The sequence below is a fragment of the Eggerthella sinensis genome, from assembly GCF_003339815.1.
Lineage (GTDB): Bacteria > Actinomycetota > Coriobacteriia > Coriobacteriales > Eggerthellaceae > Eggerthella > Eggerthella sinensis.
The window spans coordinates 1-16,850 of sequence record NZ_PPTT01000030.1; the positions used below are offsets into that span (position 1 = coordinate 1).

13 protein-coding genes and 1 pseudogene are annotated in these 16,850 nt (G+C 66.8%); 13 read left to right on the plus strand and 1 reads right to left on the minus strand.

From position 1 onward, the window contains the following. Positions 1-463 (plus strand): annotated as a pseudogene (locus C1876_RS14165) (hypothetical protein); the annotation flags it as partial. A 96-nt stretch (positions 464-559) separates the two neighbouring features. On the opposite strand, the gene C1876_RS14170 reads toward C1876_RS14165, so the two are convergent. Next, complete coding sequence (locus C1876_RS14170; RefSeq protein ID WP_114547378.1) at positions 560-2,041, minus strand: DUF1846 domain-containing protein; 1,482 nt, start codon at positions 2,039-2,041, stop codon at positions 560-562. 194 nt (positions 2,042-2,235) lie between these two features. On the opposite strand from C1876_RS14170, the gene C1876_RS14175 reads away from it, so the two are divergent. The 12 genes from C1876_RS14175 to murC all read left to right on the plus strand — a co-directional run bounded on the left by C1876_RS14175 (position 2,236) and on the right by murC (position 16,843). Continuing rightward, a complete protein-coding gene (locus C1876_RS14175; RefSeq protein WP_114547379.1) occupies positions 2,236-3,129 on the plus strand; it encodes a site-specific tyrosine recombinase in 894 nt (297 codons plus the stop codon). Between the two features lie 372 nt (positions 3,130-3,501). Beyond that, positions 3,502-3,951 (plus strand): division/cell wall cluster transcriptional repressor MraZ, encoded by a 450-nt coding sequence (locus tag C1876_RS14180; RefSeq protein ID WP_114547380.1) that lies wholly within the window; start codon positions 3,502-3,504, stop codon positions 3,949-3,951. Between the two features lie 17 nt (positions 3,952-3,968). Continuing rightward, positions 3,969-4,925, plus strand: a complete 957-nt coding sequence (rsmH, locus tag C1876_RS14185) for a 16S rRNA (cytosine(1402)-N(4))-methyltransferase RsmH (RefSeq protein ID WP_114547381.1) — start codon at positions 3,969-3,971, stop codon at positions 4,923-4,925. 72 nt (positions 4,926-4,997) lie between these two features. After that, a complete protein-coding gene (locus tag C1876_RS14190; RefSeq protein WP_114547382.1) occupies positions 4,998-5,462 on the plus strand; it encodes a cell division protein FtsL in 465 nt (154 codons plus the stop codon). Positions 5,463-5,603: 141 nt separating this feature from the next. Then, complete coding sequence (locus tag C1876_RS14195) at positions 5,604-7,370, plus strand: peptidoglycan D,D-transpeptidase FtsI family protein (protein WP_114547383.1); 1,767 nt, start codon at positions 5,604-5,606, stop codon at positions 7,368-7,370. An 8-nt stretch (positions 7,371-7,378) separates the two neighbouring features. Then, complete coding sequence (locus C1876_RS14200; RefSeq protein WP_114547384.1) at positions 7,379-8,875, plus strand: UDP-N-acetylmuramoyl-L-alanyl-D-glutamate--2,6-diaminopimelate ligase; 1,497 nt, start codon at positions 7,379-7,381, stop codon at positions 8,873-8,875. 9 nt (positions 8,876-8,884) lie between these two features. Further along, positions 8,885-10,372 carry a UDP-N-acetylmuramoyl-tripeptide--D-alanyl-D-alanine ligase gene (locus tag C1876_RS14205; RefSeq protein ID WP_114547385.1) on the plus strand — a complete coding sequence of 496 codons (1,488 nt, stop codon included), beginning with the start codon at positions 8,885-8,887 and terminating at the stop codon, positions 10,370-10,372. Between the two features lie 2 nt (positions 10,373-10,374). After that, a complete protein-coding gene (gene mraY, locus C1876_RS14210) occupies positions 10,375-11,421 on the plus strand; it encodes a phospho-N-acetylmuramoyl-pentapeptide-transferase (protein WP_114547386.1) in 1,047 nt (348 codons plus the stop codon). Between the two features lie 3 nt (positions 11,422-11,424). Then, entirely contained in the window at positions 11,425-12,939 is a 1,515-nt protein-coding gene (gene murD, locus C1876_RS14215; RefSeq protein WP_114547387.1) for a UDP-N-acetylmuramoyl-L-alanine--D-glutamate ligase, read from the plus strand. Between the two features lie 27 nt (positions 12,940-12,966). Next, on the plus strand, positions 12,967-14,217 hold the full coding sequence (locus C1876_RS14220; RefSeq protein WP_227112960.1) for an FtsW/RodA/SpoVE family cell cycle protein: 1,251 nt from the start codon (positions 12,967-12,969) through the stop codon (positions 14,215-14,217). 4 nt (positions 14,218-14,221) lie between these two features. Beyond that, positions 14,222-15,322: an undecaprenyldiphospho-muramoylpentapeptide beta-N-acetylglucosaminyltransferase gene (gene murG / locus C1876_RS14225; RefSeq protein ID WP_114547389.1), complete on the plus strand. Its 1,101-nt coding sequence runs from the start codon at positions 14,222-14,224 to the stop codon at positions 15,320-15,322. A gap of 84 nt (positions 15,323-15,406) precedes the next feature. After that, positions 15,407-16,843: a UDP-N-acetylmuramate--L-alanine ligase gene (murC, locus tag C1876_RS14230; RefSeq protein ID WP_114547390.1), complete on the plus strand. Its 1,437-nt coding sequence runs from the start codon at positions 15,407-15,409 to the stop codon at positions 16,841-16,843. Positions 16,844-16,850: the final 7 nt, after the last annotated feature.

Sequence of the window (16,850 nt, forward strand, 5' to 3'; positions counted from 1 at the left end):
TCCCGATCCCGAGCCTGAACCCAATCCCGCCCCCGCATCCCCCGAACCCGAGGACACCCAGGTCAACATCACGGTTCCCTCGTCGGTGTCCATGATGCTGGGCGCCGAGGGCGACAACACCGCCATCATCCCGGTGCTCGCCGCGAATCGCTCGGAGCGCAATGTGGCCATCGTGGGCGCGCGTCTCAAGCGCGCGAGTCAGGACTTGCCGGGAGGTTCGTGGTCGCTCACCACCGAAAGCGGCTCCACCATGTTCGTGCAGGATGCTCGCTTCACGCCGCTGGGGCTCGAAGCGACGTTCGATCGTCCCGTGGTGCTTGCTGCGGGCGACGAGAGCACCGTGCTCATCTGGCACGGCGAGTTCACCGATTACGGCATGAAGCAGCTGGTGAGCGCTGCGGTTGACGCGGGCGACAACGGATTCGCCTACGGCTCCATGATCTGGATCGTCGCCGCCGCCTAATGCCGCAAAACGAACCGTCGCCCGAAACGTTCGTTTTCGAGGCGAAAAGCGAACGTTTCGGGCGACAGCATGGTGCGGTGAAGGAGGGTCCTTCGCTTACTTGTGATAGTAGCGATGCTGCTCGTACTTCGGCTCGCAGCAGACGTTGATGCCGAGCGTGCGGTACAGCTTCTCGTCGGTTGCCGAGAGAATCACGCTGAAGAACGCGTCGCATCCGCGCAGGTCGTTCACGTGGTCGATGAGCTTCGCTGCAAGCGGGTCGGTAGCCGAGCTGATGGACAGCGCGATAAGCGTCTCGTCGGAGTGCAGACGCGGGTTGCGGCTGTGCAACTGGTCGGTCTTGAGGCTGCAGATGGGCTCGATGGCCTCGTCGCTGATGACGTCCTTCGTGTCGTCGACGCCGGCCACGCCCTTGAGCGCGTTCATGAGCAGCGACGACGCCGCGCCGAGCAGCGTGGAGGTCTTGCCCGTCACCACGGAGCCATCGGGCAGCACCATGGCGCCGGCCGGGCCGCCGGTGGTCTCCTCCTTGAGCAGCGCCGCCGAGCGCGCGGGCGACAGGCTCGCGTTCACGCCGGCCTGGTTCATGAGCAGCTCGAGGCGCTCCAAACGCTCCTGGCCGATGCCCGAGCGCTTCACCTCCACCGCCGTCTGGAAGTAGCGGCGCACGATTTCCATCTTGGCGGCATCGCGCACGGCGTCGTCGTCCACGATGGCGTTGCCGGCCATGTTCACGCCCATGTCGGTGGGCGACTGGTACGGGCTCGTGCCCGAAATGCGCTCCATCATGGCCTTGAGCACGGGGAATATCTCAACGTCGCGGTTGTAGTTGACGGTGGTGGTGCCGTACGCCTCGAGGTGGAAGGGGTCGATGGTGTTCGCGTCGTCGAGGTCGACCGTGGCCGCCTCGTACGCGATGTTCACGGGGTGCTTGAGCGGCAGGTTCCACACGGGGAACGTCTCGTACTTCGCGTAGCCGGCCGCGATGCCGCGCTTGTGCTCGTGGTAGAGCTGCGACAGGCACGTGGCCATCTTGCCCGAGCCGGGGCCGGGGGCCGTCACCACCACGAGCGGGCGGGTGGTTTCGATGTACTCGTTCTTGCCGTAGCCGTCGTCGCTCACGATGTGGTCGATGTCGTAGGGGTAGCCGGCGATGGGGTAGTGCAGGTAGCTCTTGATCCCCAGGCTGTCGAGGCGCTTGCGGAACGCGCCGGCCGAGGGCTGGTTCGCGTAGTGGGTGATCACGACGCCGCTCGTGGCGAAGCCCATGGAGCGGAAGATGTCCATGAGGCGCAGCACGTCTTCGTCGTAGGTGATGCCCAGGTCGCCGCGAATCTTGCTCTTCTCGATGTCGTTCGCGTTGATGGCGATGATGACTTCCACGTCGTCCGCGAGGCTCTTGAGCATGCGAATCTTGGAGTCGGGCTCGAAGCCGGGCAGCACGCGCGCGGCATGGTAGTCGTCGAACAGCTTTCCGCCGAATTCCAGATAGAGCTTGCCGCCGAACTGGTTGATACGGTTGCGAATGTGCTCTGCTTGGAGTGCGATGTACTTGTCGTTGTCGAATCCGATGCGCATAAGAAAACGGTGCCCCTTTCCTGGGAAGCTGTGCCATTGGGCACGATTATAGCCTACTTAGGAGGGCGAAGGTTGTTTCCGGCGTGTGAAATTAGCCAAGCCGACGCACGGGGTGGGCTGCTATCCTAAAATGTGCGATGGTCGAGCTTCACAGGGCGCGGCTGAACGGTCAGAAGCGGCTAGGGGAGGCTCGCGTGGAGGAACAGGTTCAGGAGTACTTGTCGTATCTGCGTGTCGAGCGCGGAAGCTCTCCTTTGACGGTGGCGGCCTACGCCGCCGACCTCAAGGGATACGTCGCCTTTCTCGAAACCATCGGTATCACGTCGGTTGACGATGTCGACCGCCACGCGGTAGTGGCCTACGAGGCGCACCTGTTCGACCGCGGCTACGCCGCTTCCACGGTGGACCGGCACGTGTCGGTGCTCAAGGGCTTCCATCGCTTCCTCGTGCGCGAGGGCTACGCGCGGCGCAACCCGGCCGATACCATTCAGCTGCCGAAAGCGCCCGATCGGCTTCCCGACGTGCTGTCGGTGGCGCAGGTGGACACCATGTTGTCGCGCCCGCTCGGCAGCGGGCCGCTCGCCCTGCGCAACCAGGCCATCCTCGAGGTGCTCTACGGGTGCGGGCTGCGCGTGAGCGAGTGCACGGGCCTCGATTTGAGCGACACCATCCTCGAAGACGGCTACCTGCATATCGTGGGCAAGGGGAATAAAGAGCGCATCGCCCCCATCTCGGGCGTCGCCCTGCGCGCGCTCACCGACTACCTCGAGCACGGGCGGCCCGAGCTTATCCGCTCCTACGCCAAACCCACGTCGGCCGTATTCCTCAACGCGCGCGGGGGACGGCTCACCCGCCAGAGCGTGCACGCGCTCGTCGCCGACGCCGGCCGCACCATCGGCGTGGCGAACCTCCACCCGCACACGCTGCGCCACTCGTTCGCCACCCACATGCTTTCGGGCGGCGCTGACCTGCGCGTTATCCAGGAGATCCTCGGTCACTCCGACATTTCCACCACGCAGATCTACACGCACGTCAACCGCGCGCACATCCGCGAGGAGTACCTCCACGCGCACCCCCGCGCTCGCTAGGCTCGCGCGCCGCGCGCGTCCTCCAGCTTCCCATCGAACGAATGTTTCACGTGAAACATTCGTTCGCTATCAGGCCTTTTGCCCTAAAAAATCGGTTGAGGATTGCGGCAGCCACAGATTCCGCATAATTCCATCCCACGATATGACACCGCGAACCCCGATCAATATCTTGTGCCCCGTTGCGCGCGTTCGAGCAAGATGTAGACGAACGCTTTTCCAACCGATGGTCGCCAACGTGACGGGAGGGAATACGGGGGGTTTCAGAATGGGCAAAAAGGGGGCCAAGGAGCATATTTTGTTGCGAAGTGGGGCGAAGTGGGATAGAATTCCAAACATCGAAAGGGCCGTACGTGGGACGGCGGAAAGGAAGGCATGGCCGAGGAGGACAACAAGGTTGTTGATCTCAATAGCGCGTACCGCCATAAGGTGGACGCCAAAGGCCGCATGTCTCTTCCCGCTTCGTTTCGCAAGGTGCTTTCGACCGATTTGGTAGTAACGCGCAACCCGAAGGACGAGTGCCTCTACGTGTTTGAACCCGCAGCTTTCAACAACTGGGTCGCAAGCGTGTTCGAGGACAAGTTCGAGAAGTACGACGCCACGAACGATCTCCATGTGCGTCTGCGCCGCAAGCTGAAGTCGCGCGCCGCCGATGTGTCCATCGACGCATCCGGCCGCATCATGATCTCAGCCGAGCAGCGTGAGGCCGTGGGCATCGACAAGGACGTCGTCGTCGTGGGCAATACGGGCTACTTCGAAATCTGGGACGCAAAGCGCTACGACGCCGTTGACGACGAGACCGATCTCGGTCTGTTGTTCGGCTGATGTAAGGCGTGAGCGATATGACAAGCGAATATCGGCATACACCCGTTCTGCTCGCCGAGTGCCTCGAATACTCGAACCTCAAACCACAGCACACATTCGTGGACGCAACACTCGGCGGCGCAGGGCATTCATCCGAAGCGGCCAAGCTCATCGGCAGCGGGGGAACGCTCATCGGCATCGATCAAGACGAAGTGGCGCTTGCCGCCGCCCGTCAAAAACTCGGGACGCTGCCTGATGATGTGCGCCCGCGTCTCGAACTGGTGCGCGGCAACTTCGGAGCTATGGACGAAGCACTCCTCAGCACGGAGGTGCCCGGCGTCGACGCGTTCCTGTTCGACCTGGGGGTATCTTCGGTGCAGATCGACACGCCGTCTCGAGGCTTCTCCTTCAAGGAGAACGGCCCTCTTGATATGCGGATGGATCCGGGCAAACAAACCCTGACCGCAGCAGAGATCATCAACACCTACAACGCAGCAGATCTCACTCGGATCATCCGTACCTACTCGGACGAGAAATGGGCCAGCCGCATCGCGGAATTCGTGGTGCGCGAACGGCAGAACGCCCCGATCGAGACGAGCGCTCAGTTGGTCGACGTCATCAAAGCCGCCATCCCCGCCTCGGCCCGCCGAGCAGGGGGGCACCCGGCGAAGCGCACGTTCCAAGCGCTGCGCATCGAGGTGAACGGCGAGCTCGACGTGCTGAGAAGCGGCCTCGACGCGGCTATCCGCTGGCTCAACCCCGGCGGCAGGCTCGTGGTGATCAGCTACCACTCGCTCGAGGATCGCATCGTCAAAGACACGTTCGCCTCCTTCGCGAACCGATGCACCTGCCCGCCCGACCTTCCGGTCTGCGCGTGCGGAAAGCAGCCGATACTCGACATCGTCACCCGTAAGCCGATTGTGCCGACGGCCGAAGAAATCGAGCGCAACCCTCGCGCGCGCAGCGCCAAGCTCCGCGTCGCGCAGAAGCGCTAAGAACATACCAAGCACGACCACGCACCACCCGCCACCACCAAACGCAGCCAAAACACAGAAAGGGGGTTGGACATGGGCGCAGCACCAGCGTATTCGTTCTATCCCGAGCGCGCACCCGAGCGCTCCCCGCGCGAGCGCATCAGCGTCGTGCCGGGTCGCGGCACCCGCACCCAAGCCCCGTCGCTTCCCGCCAACGTGGTGTTCCTGGCGAAGGCCGTGGCCGTCGTGCTGCTCGTGGTCTCCCTCGTGGGCTTCGTGCGCATCGGCCTGATGTCCGCCACGGTCTCCACCACGATGGAAGCGAACCAGCTTTCCAACGAGATCAGCGACACCCGCTCGTCGGGCGCCGCCCTCGAGGTGTCCCAAAGCGCGCTGTCGAACCCCACGAAGGTGAAGCAGCAGGCGGGCAAGCTGGGCATGTCGTCCCCCGAAACCGTGGGCGTCATCGACCTTGCTCAGGACGTCGTCGCCACCGACGAGTCCGGCGCCCTGTCCCTTTCAAAGAGCGTGGCCATCGCGGCTGGTCTCGGAGCGTAAATCGTGGCCGAAAGACCTCACACGCCGCGAGGCGAGCGTTCCGCTCGCAATCGCGGAAGCTCGCGTTCGTCCGCACGTCCTTCCCGTCCGCACGGATCGCGCACGTCGCGACCCGTGCGGACGCCTGCGCGCGGCGCCTCGATGCCCGTCAATCCCAACTCCAACCGCGTGTTCCTGCCCATCCTCGTGTTCGCCGCCCTCGCGGCGCTGTTCGTGCTGCGCCTGGCGTTCTTGCAGGTCATCGCGGCCCCGCAGAATGCGGCGGAAGGCGAGAACGCGCGCATGAAGTACACGTGGATCGAGCCGCGGCGCGGCACCATCTACGACCGCAACGGCGTGGTGCTGGCAACCTCCGTCGAAACCACCACCATCTACATCGACCCCACCGAGGTGGACGACGCCGACGCCACCGCGCAGGTGCTCGTCGACGTGCTGGGCGGGCAGAAGTCCGACTACCTCGAGGCCATCACGGCCGCGAACACCCGGTACGCGGTGGTGAAGGAGAAGGCCGACGTCGAAGTGGGCGAGAGCGTGAAGGCGCGTGTGAGCGAGCTCACGGCTGTCGACGCGCCCTACGAGGACAAGGACTTCGGCATCCGCTACAAGACGCTGTGGAAGCGCGAGTACCCGAACGGCCAGGTGGGAGGCCAGGTGGTGGGCGCGTGCAAGCTGGACACCGAAGTGGAGAACAACCGTGAGTACTACACGGGCATCTCGGGTCTCGAGCTGTACTACGACGACATTCTGTCGGGCGAAGCAGGCTACACGCGCGAGGAAACCAGTCCCGACGGCACGCCCATCCCGGGCGGCGAGCACGACTCCAAGGAGGCCGTGAACGGCCAGGACATCATCATCTCCATCGACATCGAGCTGCAGCAGTACGTGGAAGACCGTTTGACCGCCGACAAGGAAGGCATCACGTCGAACGGCGGCAGCGCCGTGGTGATGGACGGCGGCACGGGCGAGATCTACGCGGCGGCATCGCTGCCCCTGTTCAATCCCGCCGACCGCACGGACATGGAGGACGACGCGCCGAAGCTCAAGTGCGTGACCGACCTGTTCGAGCCGGGCTCCATCTTCAAGTCGGTATCGGCCATGGCCATCCTCGAAGCGGGTACCATGACGCCTGACACCGAGCTGTTCTGCCCGTCAACCATCGAGGCCGACGGCTACATCATCTCCGACGCGCACGACCGCGGCGACGCCACGTTCACGTTGCAGCAGATCATGGACCAGTCGTCGAACATCGGCATCTCGCTGGCCACCGAGAACGCCACGGTGGGCGACGTGTCGGGCTTCCAGAACCTCTACAACAAGATCAACGCGTACAACCTGCACACGAAGACGGGCGTCGACTTCCCCGGCGAGGGCGAGCTGGGCACCGACATCCTGGGCAACCTGCCGTCCTTCGACAAGTGGGGCAAGGTGGTGGGCTACAACATCAGCTTCGGCCAGGGCCTCTCGCTCACGCCGCTGCAGATCACCCGCTTCTACAGCGCGCTCGTGAACGACGGCGTGGAATGCACGCCGCACTTCCTGCTGTCGAAGCCCCAAAGCGGCGAGGTGATGGAGTACGAAAGCGAGAAGGTCATCGACAATTCGGCTGCCATCGACGACTTGACCAGCATGCTCAAGACCGTCGTGACGGAGGGCACGGGCAAGGCCGCGGCTATCGAGGGCTACAACGTGGCCGGCAAAACCTCCACGGCGGAGATTTACGACGAAGAGAACGGCGGCTATCGAAAAGGGGTGTACAACCTGGCCTTCACCGGTTTCCTCGCCGACTCATCGAGCCAATTGGTTTGTTTTGTGGGTGCCAACGAGGTTCCCACCGATGGTGTGGTCACGCCTATTTTTAAGGATATAATGTCAACAGCCATCGACCGATTCAATATATATCCGGAGTGAGGGAAGCCATGGGCAAGACCTGTACCGAACTGTTCGCAGGTATCGACTGCACCGTCCTCGGCAACGCCGACGACGAGGTGAGCGGTATCGCCTACCGAAGCGACCGGGTGCAACCGGGCGACGCGTTCTTCTGCGTGGTGGGCATGACCTCGGACGGTCACTCGTTCGCCCAGGACGCCATCAACCGGGGCGCGAAGGTGCTGGTCGTGCAGCGCAAGGTCTACCTGGCCGATGCCACCGACGTCACCGAGATCGTGGTGAAGGACACTCGCAAGGCCATGGCCGCCGCGGCTGCCAACTTCTACGACCATCCCTCGAAGGATATCGCGCTCGTGGGCATCACGGGCACGAACGGCAAAACCACCACCACCTACCTCGTGGAGCATATCGCCCGCGTGGCCGGCAAGCGCACGGGCGTCATCGGCACCGTGGGCATCCGCATCGGCGACGCGCAGGAGAAGTCGGCTCACACCACGCCCGAGTCGCCCGACCTGCAGCAGCTGTTCGCGCGCATGCGCGACGCGCGCGTGGGCGTGGTGGCCATGGAGGTGAGCTCGCACGCGCTCGACCTCGACCGCACGTGGGACACGCAGTTCGCCGTCACGGCGTTCTCCAACCTCACGCAGGACCACCTCGACTACCACCACACGTTCGAGGCCTACTTCGAGGCGAAGGCGCGCCTGTTCTCGAAGGACTACCCGGCCAAGCGCGTCATCTGCATCGACGACAAGTGGGGCAAAGAACTGCTGCGCCGCTGCTCGGTGGCCGAGGACAGCGTGGTCACGACGGGCTTCGACCCCTCCGCCCAAATCCATCCCGCCGACGTGCAGTACGCGCCCACGCACACCACGGTCACGCTCGACGTGCGCGGCAGCCTCTACACGTTCGACTACCCGCTCGTGGGCAAGTTCAACGTGGAGAACATCATGTGCGCGTTCGGCATCGGGCTGCAGCTGGGCTTCTCGGCCGACGTCATCGTCGAGGCGCTTGAAGAGGCGCCGCAGATTCCCGGCCGTCTGGAGCGCGTGAGCGCCCCGAACACGGGCGGCGTGTCCGTGTTCGTGGACTACGCCCACACGCCCGACGCGTTGGAGAAGGCGCTCTCGTCCATCATGGCGCTCACGCCCGGCCGCACCATCTGCGTGTTCGGCTGCGGCGGCGACCGCGATGCCAGCAAGCGCCCCATCATGGGCCGCGCCGCGCTCGCGGCCGACCACGCCGTGGTGACGTCGGACAACCCGCGCACCGAGGACCCGCTGGCCATCATCGAGGACATCGTGAGCGGCATGGGCTCGGGCATGGACCGCTTCGAAGTGGAAGCCGACCGCCGGGCCGCCATCGCGCAGGCCATCGCGCAGGCGCATGCGGGCGACTCCATCCTCATCGCGGGCAAGGGCCACGAAGACTACCAGCTGGTGGGCGATCAGGTGCTCAGCTTCGACGATCGCGTGGTGGCTGCCGAAGAGCTCGCGCGCGCGTTCGGCTCCGAGCCGGCGGCGGAATAGGGCGGCGCCATGCGGTTGAACGCCAAGCAGATAGCAGCGTGCACGGGCGGAGCGTTCGTGGTGGAGGCGCTCGATCCGCGTGCGCTCATCACGGGGCTCACCTGGGATTCGCGCGACGTGAAGGCGGGCGACGTGTACGTTGCGCTGCCGGGAGAGCGTGTGGACGGCCATGACTTCGTGGGCGCGGCCCTGCGCGACGGCGCCCTCGCGGCGCTCGTCATGCAGCCGCTCGACGAGGCCACGAAGCTGCTCGCCCACGAGCTGGGCGCCGCCGTCATCGAGGTGCCCGACACCGCGCACGCCGTGGCGGACATCGCGGGCGCGTGGCGCGGGCATCTCCATGGCCGCGTGATCGCGCTGACGGGCTCGACGGGCAAGACCACCACGAAGAACCTCGTGCGCGACGTGCTGGCAAGCACGCTTTCGGTTGTGGCCACCGCCGGCAACCAGAACAACGAGCTGGGCGTGCCGAAGACGCTGCTCAACGCCGAGCAGGACACGCAGGCCGTCGTCGTGGAGATGGGAATGCGCGGCTTGGGCCAGCTGGCCGACCTCTGCGACTACGTGCGTCCCGACTGGGGCCTCGTGGTGAACGTGGGCGAGAGCCATATCGAGCTGCTGGGCAGCCGCGAGAACATCGCGCGCGCCAAAGCCGAGCTCTTGTGCGCGCTGCCGGAGGGCACGGGCCGCGCGTTCGTGAACGCCGACGACGATTTCGTCTCGTTCGTGCGCGAGCACGCGCGCCTCGATGCGCGCCGCGTGGAAACGGTGCTGTTCGACGGGTCGGCCGACGCGGCCGCGCGCCGCGCGAGCGCCGGTGCCGCCGAGCAGGCGCGCCCCGCCGTGTGGGCCGAGCGCGTGGAGCTCGACGAGCAGGGCCGTCCCGCCTTCGAGCTGCACGCCGTCGGGTTCGCCGACGACCCCGCTGTCGAGGAGACGGCTCCGTGCGCGCTCACGCTGCGCGGCCTGCACAACGTGTCGAACGCCTGCGCCGCTGCCGCGGTGGGCCGCTCCTGCGGCATCCCGCTAGCTGTGTGCGCCGAGGCGCTCGGCGCTTCGCAGCCCGAAGCGGGCCGTCAGGAAGTGCTGCATGCGCGCGGCGGGTTCACCGTGGTGAACGACGCGTACAACGCGAACCCGGACTCCATGCGCGCGTCGCTCGCGACGTTCTGCGCGCTCGACGTGCCCGGCAAGCACGTGGCCGTGCTGGGCGACATGGGCGAGCTGGGCAGCTACGCGCCCGCCTGCCATGCGGGCGTGGGCACGTACGCGGCAACGCTGCCGCTCGACCGGCTCGTGTGCGTGGGGGAGCTCTCCCGGCACATCGCCGACGCCGCTGAGCGCGCCGGCATGGACGCCGAGCGCATCGTGCGCGCGGCCTCGCTTTCCGAAGTGTTCGGCGATTTGGACGTCTGCGTCGAGCCGGGCGATGCCGTGCTGGTGAAGGCATCGCATTTCATGGGACTGACACGCGTCGTCGAAGGACTGGTCAACTAACTATGCTTACGGTATTCAATCAATATCCGACGTTTCTCGTATTCCTCGCCGTCGTGTTCGCCATGGTGGTGACCATGGTGCTCACGCCGCTGTGGATCACGTTCCTCAAGTCGAGCCACATCGGGCAGCAGGTGCGCGCCGACGGGCCCGAAAGCCACCTCGTGAAGCAGGGCACGCCCACCATGGGCGGCGTCATCATGCTGGTGGCGGTCATCGCGGCCGCGCTGTTCATCGGCATCCCCACGCCCGAGACGTTCGTGCTGCTGGCGGCAACCGTGCTCACGGGCCTGCTCGGCCTTATCGACGACGCGTCGAAAGTGGTGAAGGAGCGTTCGCTCGGCCTCACGCCGAAGGCGAAGATCGTGGGACAGGTGGCCATCGCGAGCGCGTTCGTGCTCGTGGCCGTGAACTGGCTGGGCATCGAGCCCACCGTGGAAATCCCGTTCGTGGTCACGCTCGACTTCGGCATCCTGACCACGGTGCTTCCCATCGGCGACGGCATCGCCATCCCGTGGCTCTACCTGCTGTTCATGAACATCCTGCTCGTGGGCATGTGCAACGCCGTGAACCTCACCGACGGCCTGGACGGCCTGGCGGCGGGCACGGTCATGATCGTCATGATCGTCATGGCGGCCATCGCGTACCGCTCCGACCTGCTCGAGCCCGCCATCTTCGCGGCTGCGCTCGCGGGCGCGTGCATCGGTTTCCTGTGGTTCAACTCGTTCCCGGCCGACATCTTCATGGGGGACACCGGCTCGCTTGCGCTCGGCATGGCGCTGGGCTGCCTCGCCGTGCTCACGAAGTCCGAGTTCGTGTCGCTCATCATCGGCGGCCTGTTCGTGGCCGAGGCCCTGTCCGTCATGATCCAGGTGTTCTACTACAAGAAGACGAAGAAGCGCATCTTCCTCATGGCGCCGCTCCACCATCACTTCGAGAAGAAGGGGTGGAGCGAGACGAAGGTGGTCGTGCGGTTCTGGATCATCTCCGGCGTGCTGGCGGCGACGGGCTTCTCGATCTACTTCGCCGAAACCCTCATGGCGGTGGCCTAAACCATGGCGCCTCGGGATTTCATAGCGAATCGCAAGCACGCGCCGCACCATCTGGGGCGCGTGCTCGTTTTGGGTCTGGGCAAGAGCGGCCGGGCCGCGGTGGACTACTGCCTGCCGCTTCTGGGCGAGCGCGTGGACGTGCTGGCCATCGCGGCGGGCGCGCGCACCGAGGCGTCCGAGCGCTTCGCGCGCACGGCGCGCGCGGCCGGGGCCCTCGTCGCGTTCGAGGACGACGCCGTGGCGTCGCTGGCCGCGGAGGCCGGCGCGCCGTTCGACCTGTGCATCGCGAGCCCCGGCATCTCGCAGTTCTCCGCGTTCTACGAGGCGGCCGCCGCCGCTTCGACGGAGGTGGTGAGCGAGGTGGAGTTCGCCTGGCGCGAGAGCGCGGCGGACAGCCGTTGGGTGGCGGTGACCGGCACGAACGGCAAGACGACGGTCTGCGCGCTGTGCGCGCACGTGCTGCAGGAGGCGGGGCTCGCCGCCGCGGCCGTGGGCAACATCGGCGACCCGTGCATCGACGCCGTGGCCGCGGGGCGCACGGACGTCTACGTGGCCGAGGTGTCGTCCTACCAGCTGGCGTCCGCGAAACGCTTCGCGCCGAACGTGGCCGTGCTGCTCAACATCACGCCCGACCACCTGCACTGGCACCGCAGCTTCGAGGCGTACCGCGATGCGAAGCTCAAGCTGCTCGCGAACCTGCGCACGGTGCCCGGCGCCGTGGCGGTGCTCGACGCGACGAACGACGTCGTGCGGGCCGAGGTGCGCCGCCTGCGTGCCCTGCCGGCCGCCGAGCGCGGCTTCGCCGTCGTTCCTCTGGGAACGGCCGCGGGCATCGGGGGCGACATGCGCGCCGCATGCGGCAGCGACAATGCCGCCTTCCTCGCCGACGACGGTACGCTGCACGTGGCGCTGAACGGCGCGAGCCACACCCCGCTGCGCGCTGACGAGCTGCGCATCCTGGGCGAGCACAACGCGTCGAACGCGCTGGCCGTGGCCGCCGCCGTCCTCGCGCTCGGCGTGAGCGACGAGGCCGTGGCCGCGGGCCTGCGCTCGTTCGCCCCGCTCGAGCACCGCATCGAGCCGTGCGGCACCGTCGCGGGCGTGGCCTGCTACAACGATTCCAAAGCAACGAACGTCGATGCGACGCTCAAGGCCCTCGCCGCCTTCCCGGCGGCGCATCCCATCGTGCTGCTCGGCGGCGACGACAAGGGCACCGACCTCGCCCCGCTCGTCGCGGCCGCGCACGCGCACGCCCGCGCCGTCGTCTGCTTTGGCGCCGCGGGGCCGCGGTTCGCCGAGGCGTTCGAGGCCGCGGCCGACGGCGCTCCGGCCGATTTCGCCGTGCGCCGCGCCGCGCATCTGGCCGACGCGCTCGACGCGGCGCTTGCGGGCGCGGCGGCGGGCGACGTCGTGCTGTTGTCGCCGGCGTGCGCCTCCTTCGACGAGTTCGGCTCGTTCGAGGAGCGCGGCACCGTGTTCAAATCGCTCGTGGCGTCGCACGCCTCGTCGGGCGCGTAGCGAGGCATGATGGCTACGCAACGCGACATGGGGGGAACGCCCGCCCACATCATGGCTCCCCGCATCATCCTGCTGCTGTCGGTGTTCGCCCTCATGCTCATCGGCTTCGTGATGATCTACTCCACTTCGGCGGTCAATACCTTGGCGAAGGCCGGGGTCGACGCTGCGGTCGATCCTATGGGGGAGACGCTCAACCAGATCAAGTTCGCCGTGGTCGGCGTGATTTTGGCCGTGCTCATCTGGAAATTCGTGCCCGTCACGCTGTGGCGCAGCAACGCGGTGTGGATCGTCTGGGCTCTCGCGTTCGCTCTGCTCGTGATCACCGCGCTGTTCGGCGTGGGCGACGAGGACTGGGGCGCGCGCCGCTGGCTCATGATCGGGTCGTCAAGCTTGCAGGCGTCGGAATTCGCGAAGATCGCGCTCGTGCTGGTGGCGGCGCGCCTGCTCACGGATTGGCGCGAGGGACGCTACACCGTGATGGTGTTCTTCGTGCTCATAGGCCTTCTCGTGCTGGCGCCCGTGCTGGTCATCCTGGGCCCGCAGTCGGATCTGGGCACGGCCATGATCTGCGTCGTGGGCATCCTCGCGGTCATGTGGCTGGGCGAGGTGCCCCTGCGCACCATGCTCATCGTCATCGGCGTTGTAGTGGCGCTCGGCCTCGTCGGCATCTTCGGCTCGTCGTATCGACGCGACCGCCTCATGGTGTTCATGGACCCGTGGAACGACGGCGAGGGCGGCTTCGGCACGGGCTACCAGCTCATCCATTCGCTGTACGCGTTCGCCGGGGGCGGCTTCTTCGGCTTGGGGCTGGGCAACTCGCACGAGAAGTACCAGTACCTCACGCAGTCCGACACCGACTTCATCTTCGCCATCATCGGCGAGGAGCTGGGGCTCGTGGGCGCTGCGGTGGTCATCATCCTGTTCTTGCTGTTCCTGTACGCGGGCACGCGCATCGCGCAGTCCGCTCCCGACAACTTCGGCACCATGGTGGCGGGCGGATGCACCATCATGATCGCGTTCCAGGCGTTCCTCAACATCGCCATGGTCATCGGGTGGTTCCCCGTGGTGGGCAAGCCGCTGCCGTTCATCTCGTCGGGCGGCTCGTCGCTCGTGGCCATGCTCATCATGGTGGGCATCATCCTGTCGGTGTCGCGCGGCGCCGAGGCGCCGAGTATCTACGATCGCCGACGCGCCGACCTGCGCGTCGTGCGCGCGACGAACGAGGCGCCCGCGCCGCAGCGCGGCAGGCGCCCGTCGTCGGGCAGAGGTAGGAGGTAGCACTATGCTCGTCGTTCTTTCCGGCGGCGGAACCGCCGGCCATATCAATCCTGCGCTCGCGTTGGCCGACGTGCTCAAGGAGCGCGGCTGCGACGTGCGCTTCGCCGGCACGCCGACGGGCGTGGAGGCGCGGCTCGTGCGCGAGGCGGGCATTCCGTTCACGCCGTTCGAGGCGCAGGGCTTCAACCGCAACCATCCGCTCACGCTGCCGAAGGCCGTGCTGAAAATCCAGAAGAGCACGAAGCTCGCCCGCGCCTGGTTCGACGAGATCAAACCCGACGTGGTGGTGGGTTTCGGCGGATACGTGTGCATTCCCGTGGCCCGCGCCGCCGAGCAGTGCGGCGTGCCCGTGGTGGTGCACGAGCAGAACTCCGTCATGGGCATGGCGAACAAGTACCTGGCCAAGCGGGCCGCCGCCGTGTGCCTCACCTACGAGCACGCCGCTGCGGCGCTCGCCGACACGAGCCGCGTGCGCGTGACGGGCAATCCCGTGCGCGCAAGCGTGTTCGCGGCCACGCGCGAGCAGGGTCGCGCGACGTTCGGCGTGCCGGCTGACGCGCGCATGCTGCTGGTGACGGGCGGCAGCTTGGGCGCGCGCCACCTCAACCAGGCGGTGGCGGCCCTCAAAGACAAGCTGCTGTCGTACGACGATGTGCACATCGTGCAGGTGACCGGCCCGAAAGAGCTCGACGCCGTCCGCGAGCAGCTGGCGCTTTCGCCCGAAGAGCAGCAGCGTTGGCAGCTGTTCGGCTACACCGATCAGATGGGCGACGCCATGGCCGCCGCCGACGTCATCGTGTCGCGCGCCGGCGCCACCTCGCTCGCCGAGATATCCGCCCGCGCGCTCCCGGCGCTCCTCGTGCCGTTTCCCTTCGCCACCGAGGACCATCAGACCACGAACGCGCAGGCCTGCGTCGAGGCCGGCGCTGCCTTCCTCGTGGCCGACGCCGATGTGGAAGGGCCGGAGTTCGCGCGTCTGGTGAGCGAGCTCATCGAGGACGGGGCCCTGCGCGAGCGCATGGCCGCCGCGGCCCGCGCGCAGAAGACGCGCGACGCCGCGGGCCTTCTGGCCGACGCGGTCATGGAGGCTGCGAAGAAGCAATGACGACGCCCTGCGCGCGACAGGCAGTTCGACGGTAGGGTACAATAGCGGTTTGCAAGCAACGGGAGAGAGACCGAGGGAATGAAGATGGACACTACGCATATCGAGCAGGTACATTTCATCGGCGTCGGCGGCGTCGGCATGAGCGGTATCGCGCGCGTCGCATTCGATCAGGGCATGCGCGTGAGCGGCTCCGACCTCAAGGAAAGCCGCTACACCAAGCAGCTGCGCGAGGCGGGCATCGACGTGTTCATCGGCCACGACCCGGCGAACATCCCCGCGGGCAATCCCGTCATCGTGGTGTCCACCGCCATCCTCGACAACAACCCCGAACTCGCCGCGGCCAAGGAGCGCGGCCTCGTCATCTGGCATCGCGCCCAGATGCTGGCCCACCTGGGCCGGGGCCTCGAGACGCTCGCGGTTGCCGGCACGCACGGCAAGACCACGACGTCGTCCATGCTGGCAAGCGTGCTCGACGGCATGGGCGAGGACCCGACGTTCCTCATCGGCGGCATCGTGCGCGCCTACGGCACGAACGCCCACTCGGGGCAGGGCCCCCACTACGTGGTGGAGGCCGACGAGAGCGACAAGTCGTTCATGCACCTGTCCCCGCGTGCCGTGCTGGTCACCAACATCGAGGCGGACCACCTCGACCATTACCGCGACCTCGACGAGATCTACGAGAAGTTCGCGGCGTTCATCGGCTCGGTGCCCGAAGACGACGGCGTCGTGGTGGCCTGCGGCGAGGACGAGGCGCTCGTGCGCGTGGCCCGCGCATCGGGCAAGCGCCTGTTCACCTACGGCTTCGACGACGGATGCGACCTGCGCATCACGGCGTGCGCGCCGAACGGCGTGGGCAGCGACTTCACGCTCGCGCTGCCGGACGGCACGCAGGTGAGCGCGCACATCAAGCAGAATCCCGGACGCCACAACGTGCTGAACGCCGCCGGCGTCGTCGGCCTCTTGTGGGCGCTCGGCTACGATCCTGCGCAGGCCGCCGCCGCGCTCGCCGGGTTCGCCGGCGTGAAGCGCCGCTTCGACCTCGTGGGCGAGGCCGCCGGCATCACCGTGGTGGACGACTACGCCCACCATCCCACCGAGATCGCCGCCACCATCGAAGCGGCTTCCAAGCTGGGCTACCGCCATGTGCACGTGCTGTTCCAGCCGCACCGCTACTCGCGCGTGTCGCTGTTCACCGAGGTGCTGCACGACGAGTTCGGCAGCGCGTTCGACGAGGCCGACGCCGTCACGTTCATGGACGTGTACCCGGCGGGCGAGGCGCCCGTGCCCGGCGTGTCGGGCAAGACGTTCCTCAACGTGGTGCTCGACCATGCGGGCCATCCCGAGTCGGCCTACGTGCCGCGCCGCATCGAAGTGGTGCCGTTCCTCGCCTCGAAGCTGAGCGCGGGCGACCTGCTCATCACCATGGGCGCCGGCGACGTGACCGCCATCGGCCCGCAGCTCATCGACGCGCTCTCGCAGACGGATGCCCCCGCGCCCGCGGTGGCGGGATCGCCGGCGTGATGCGGCG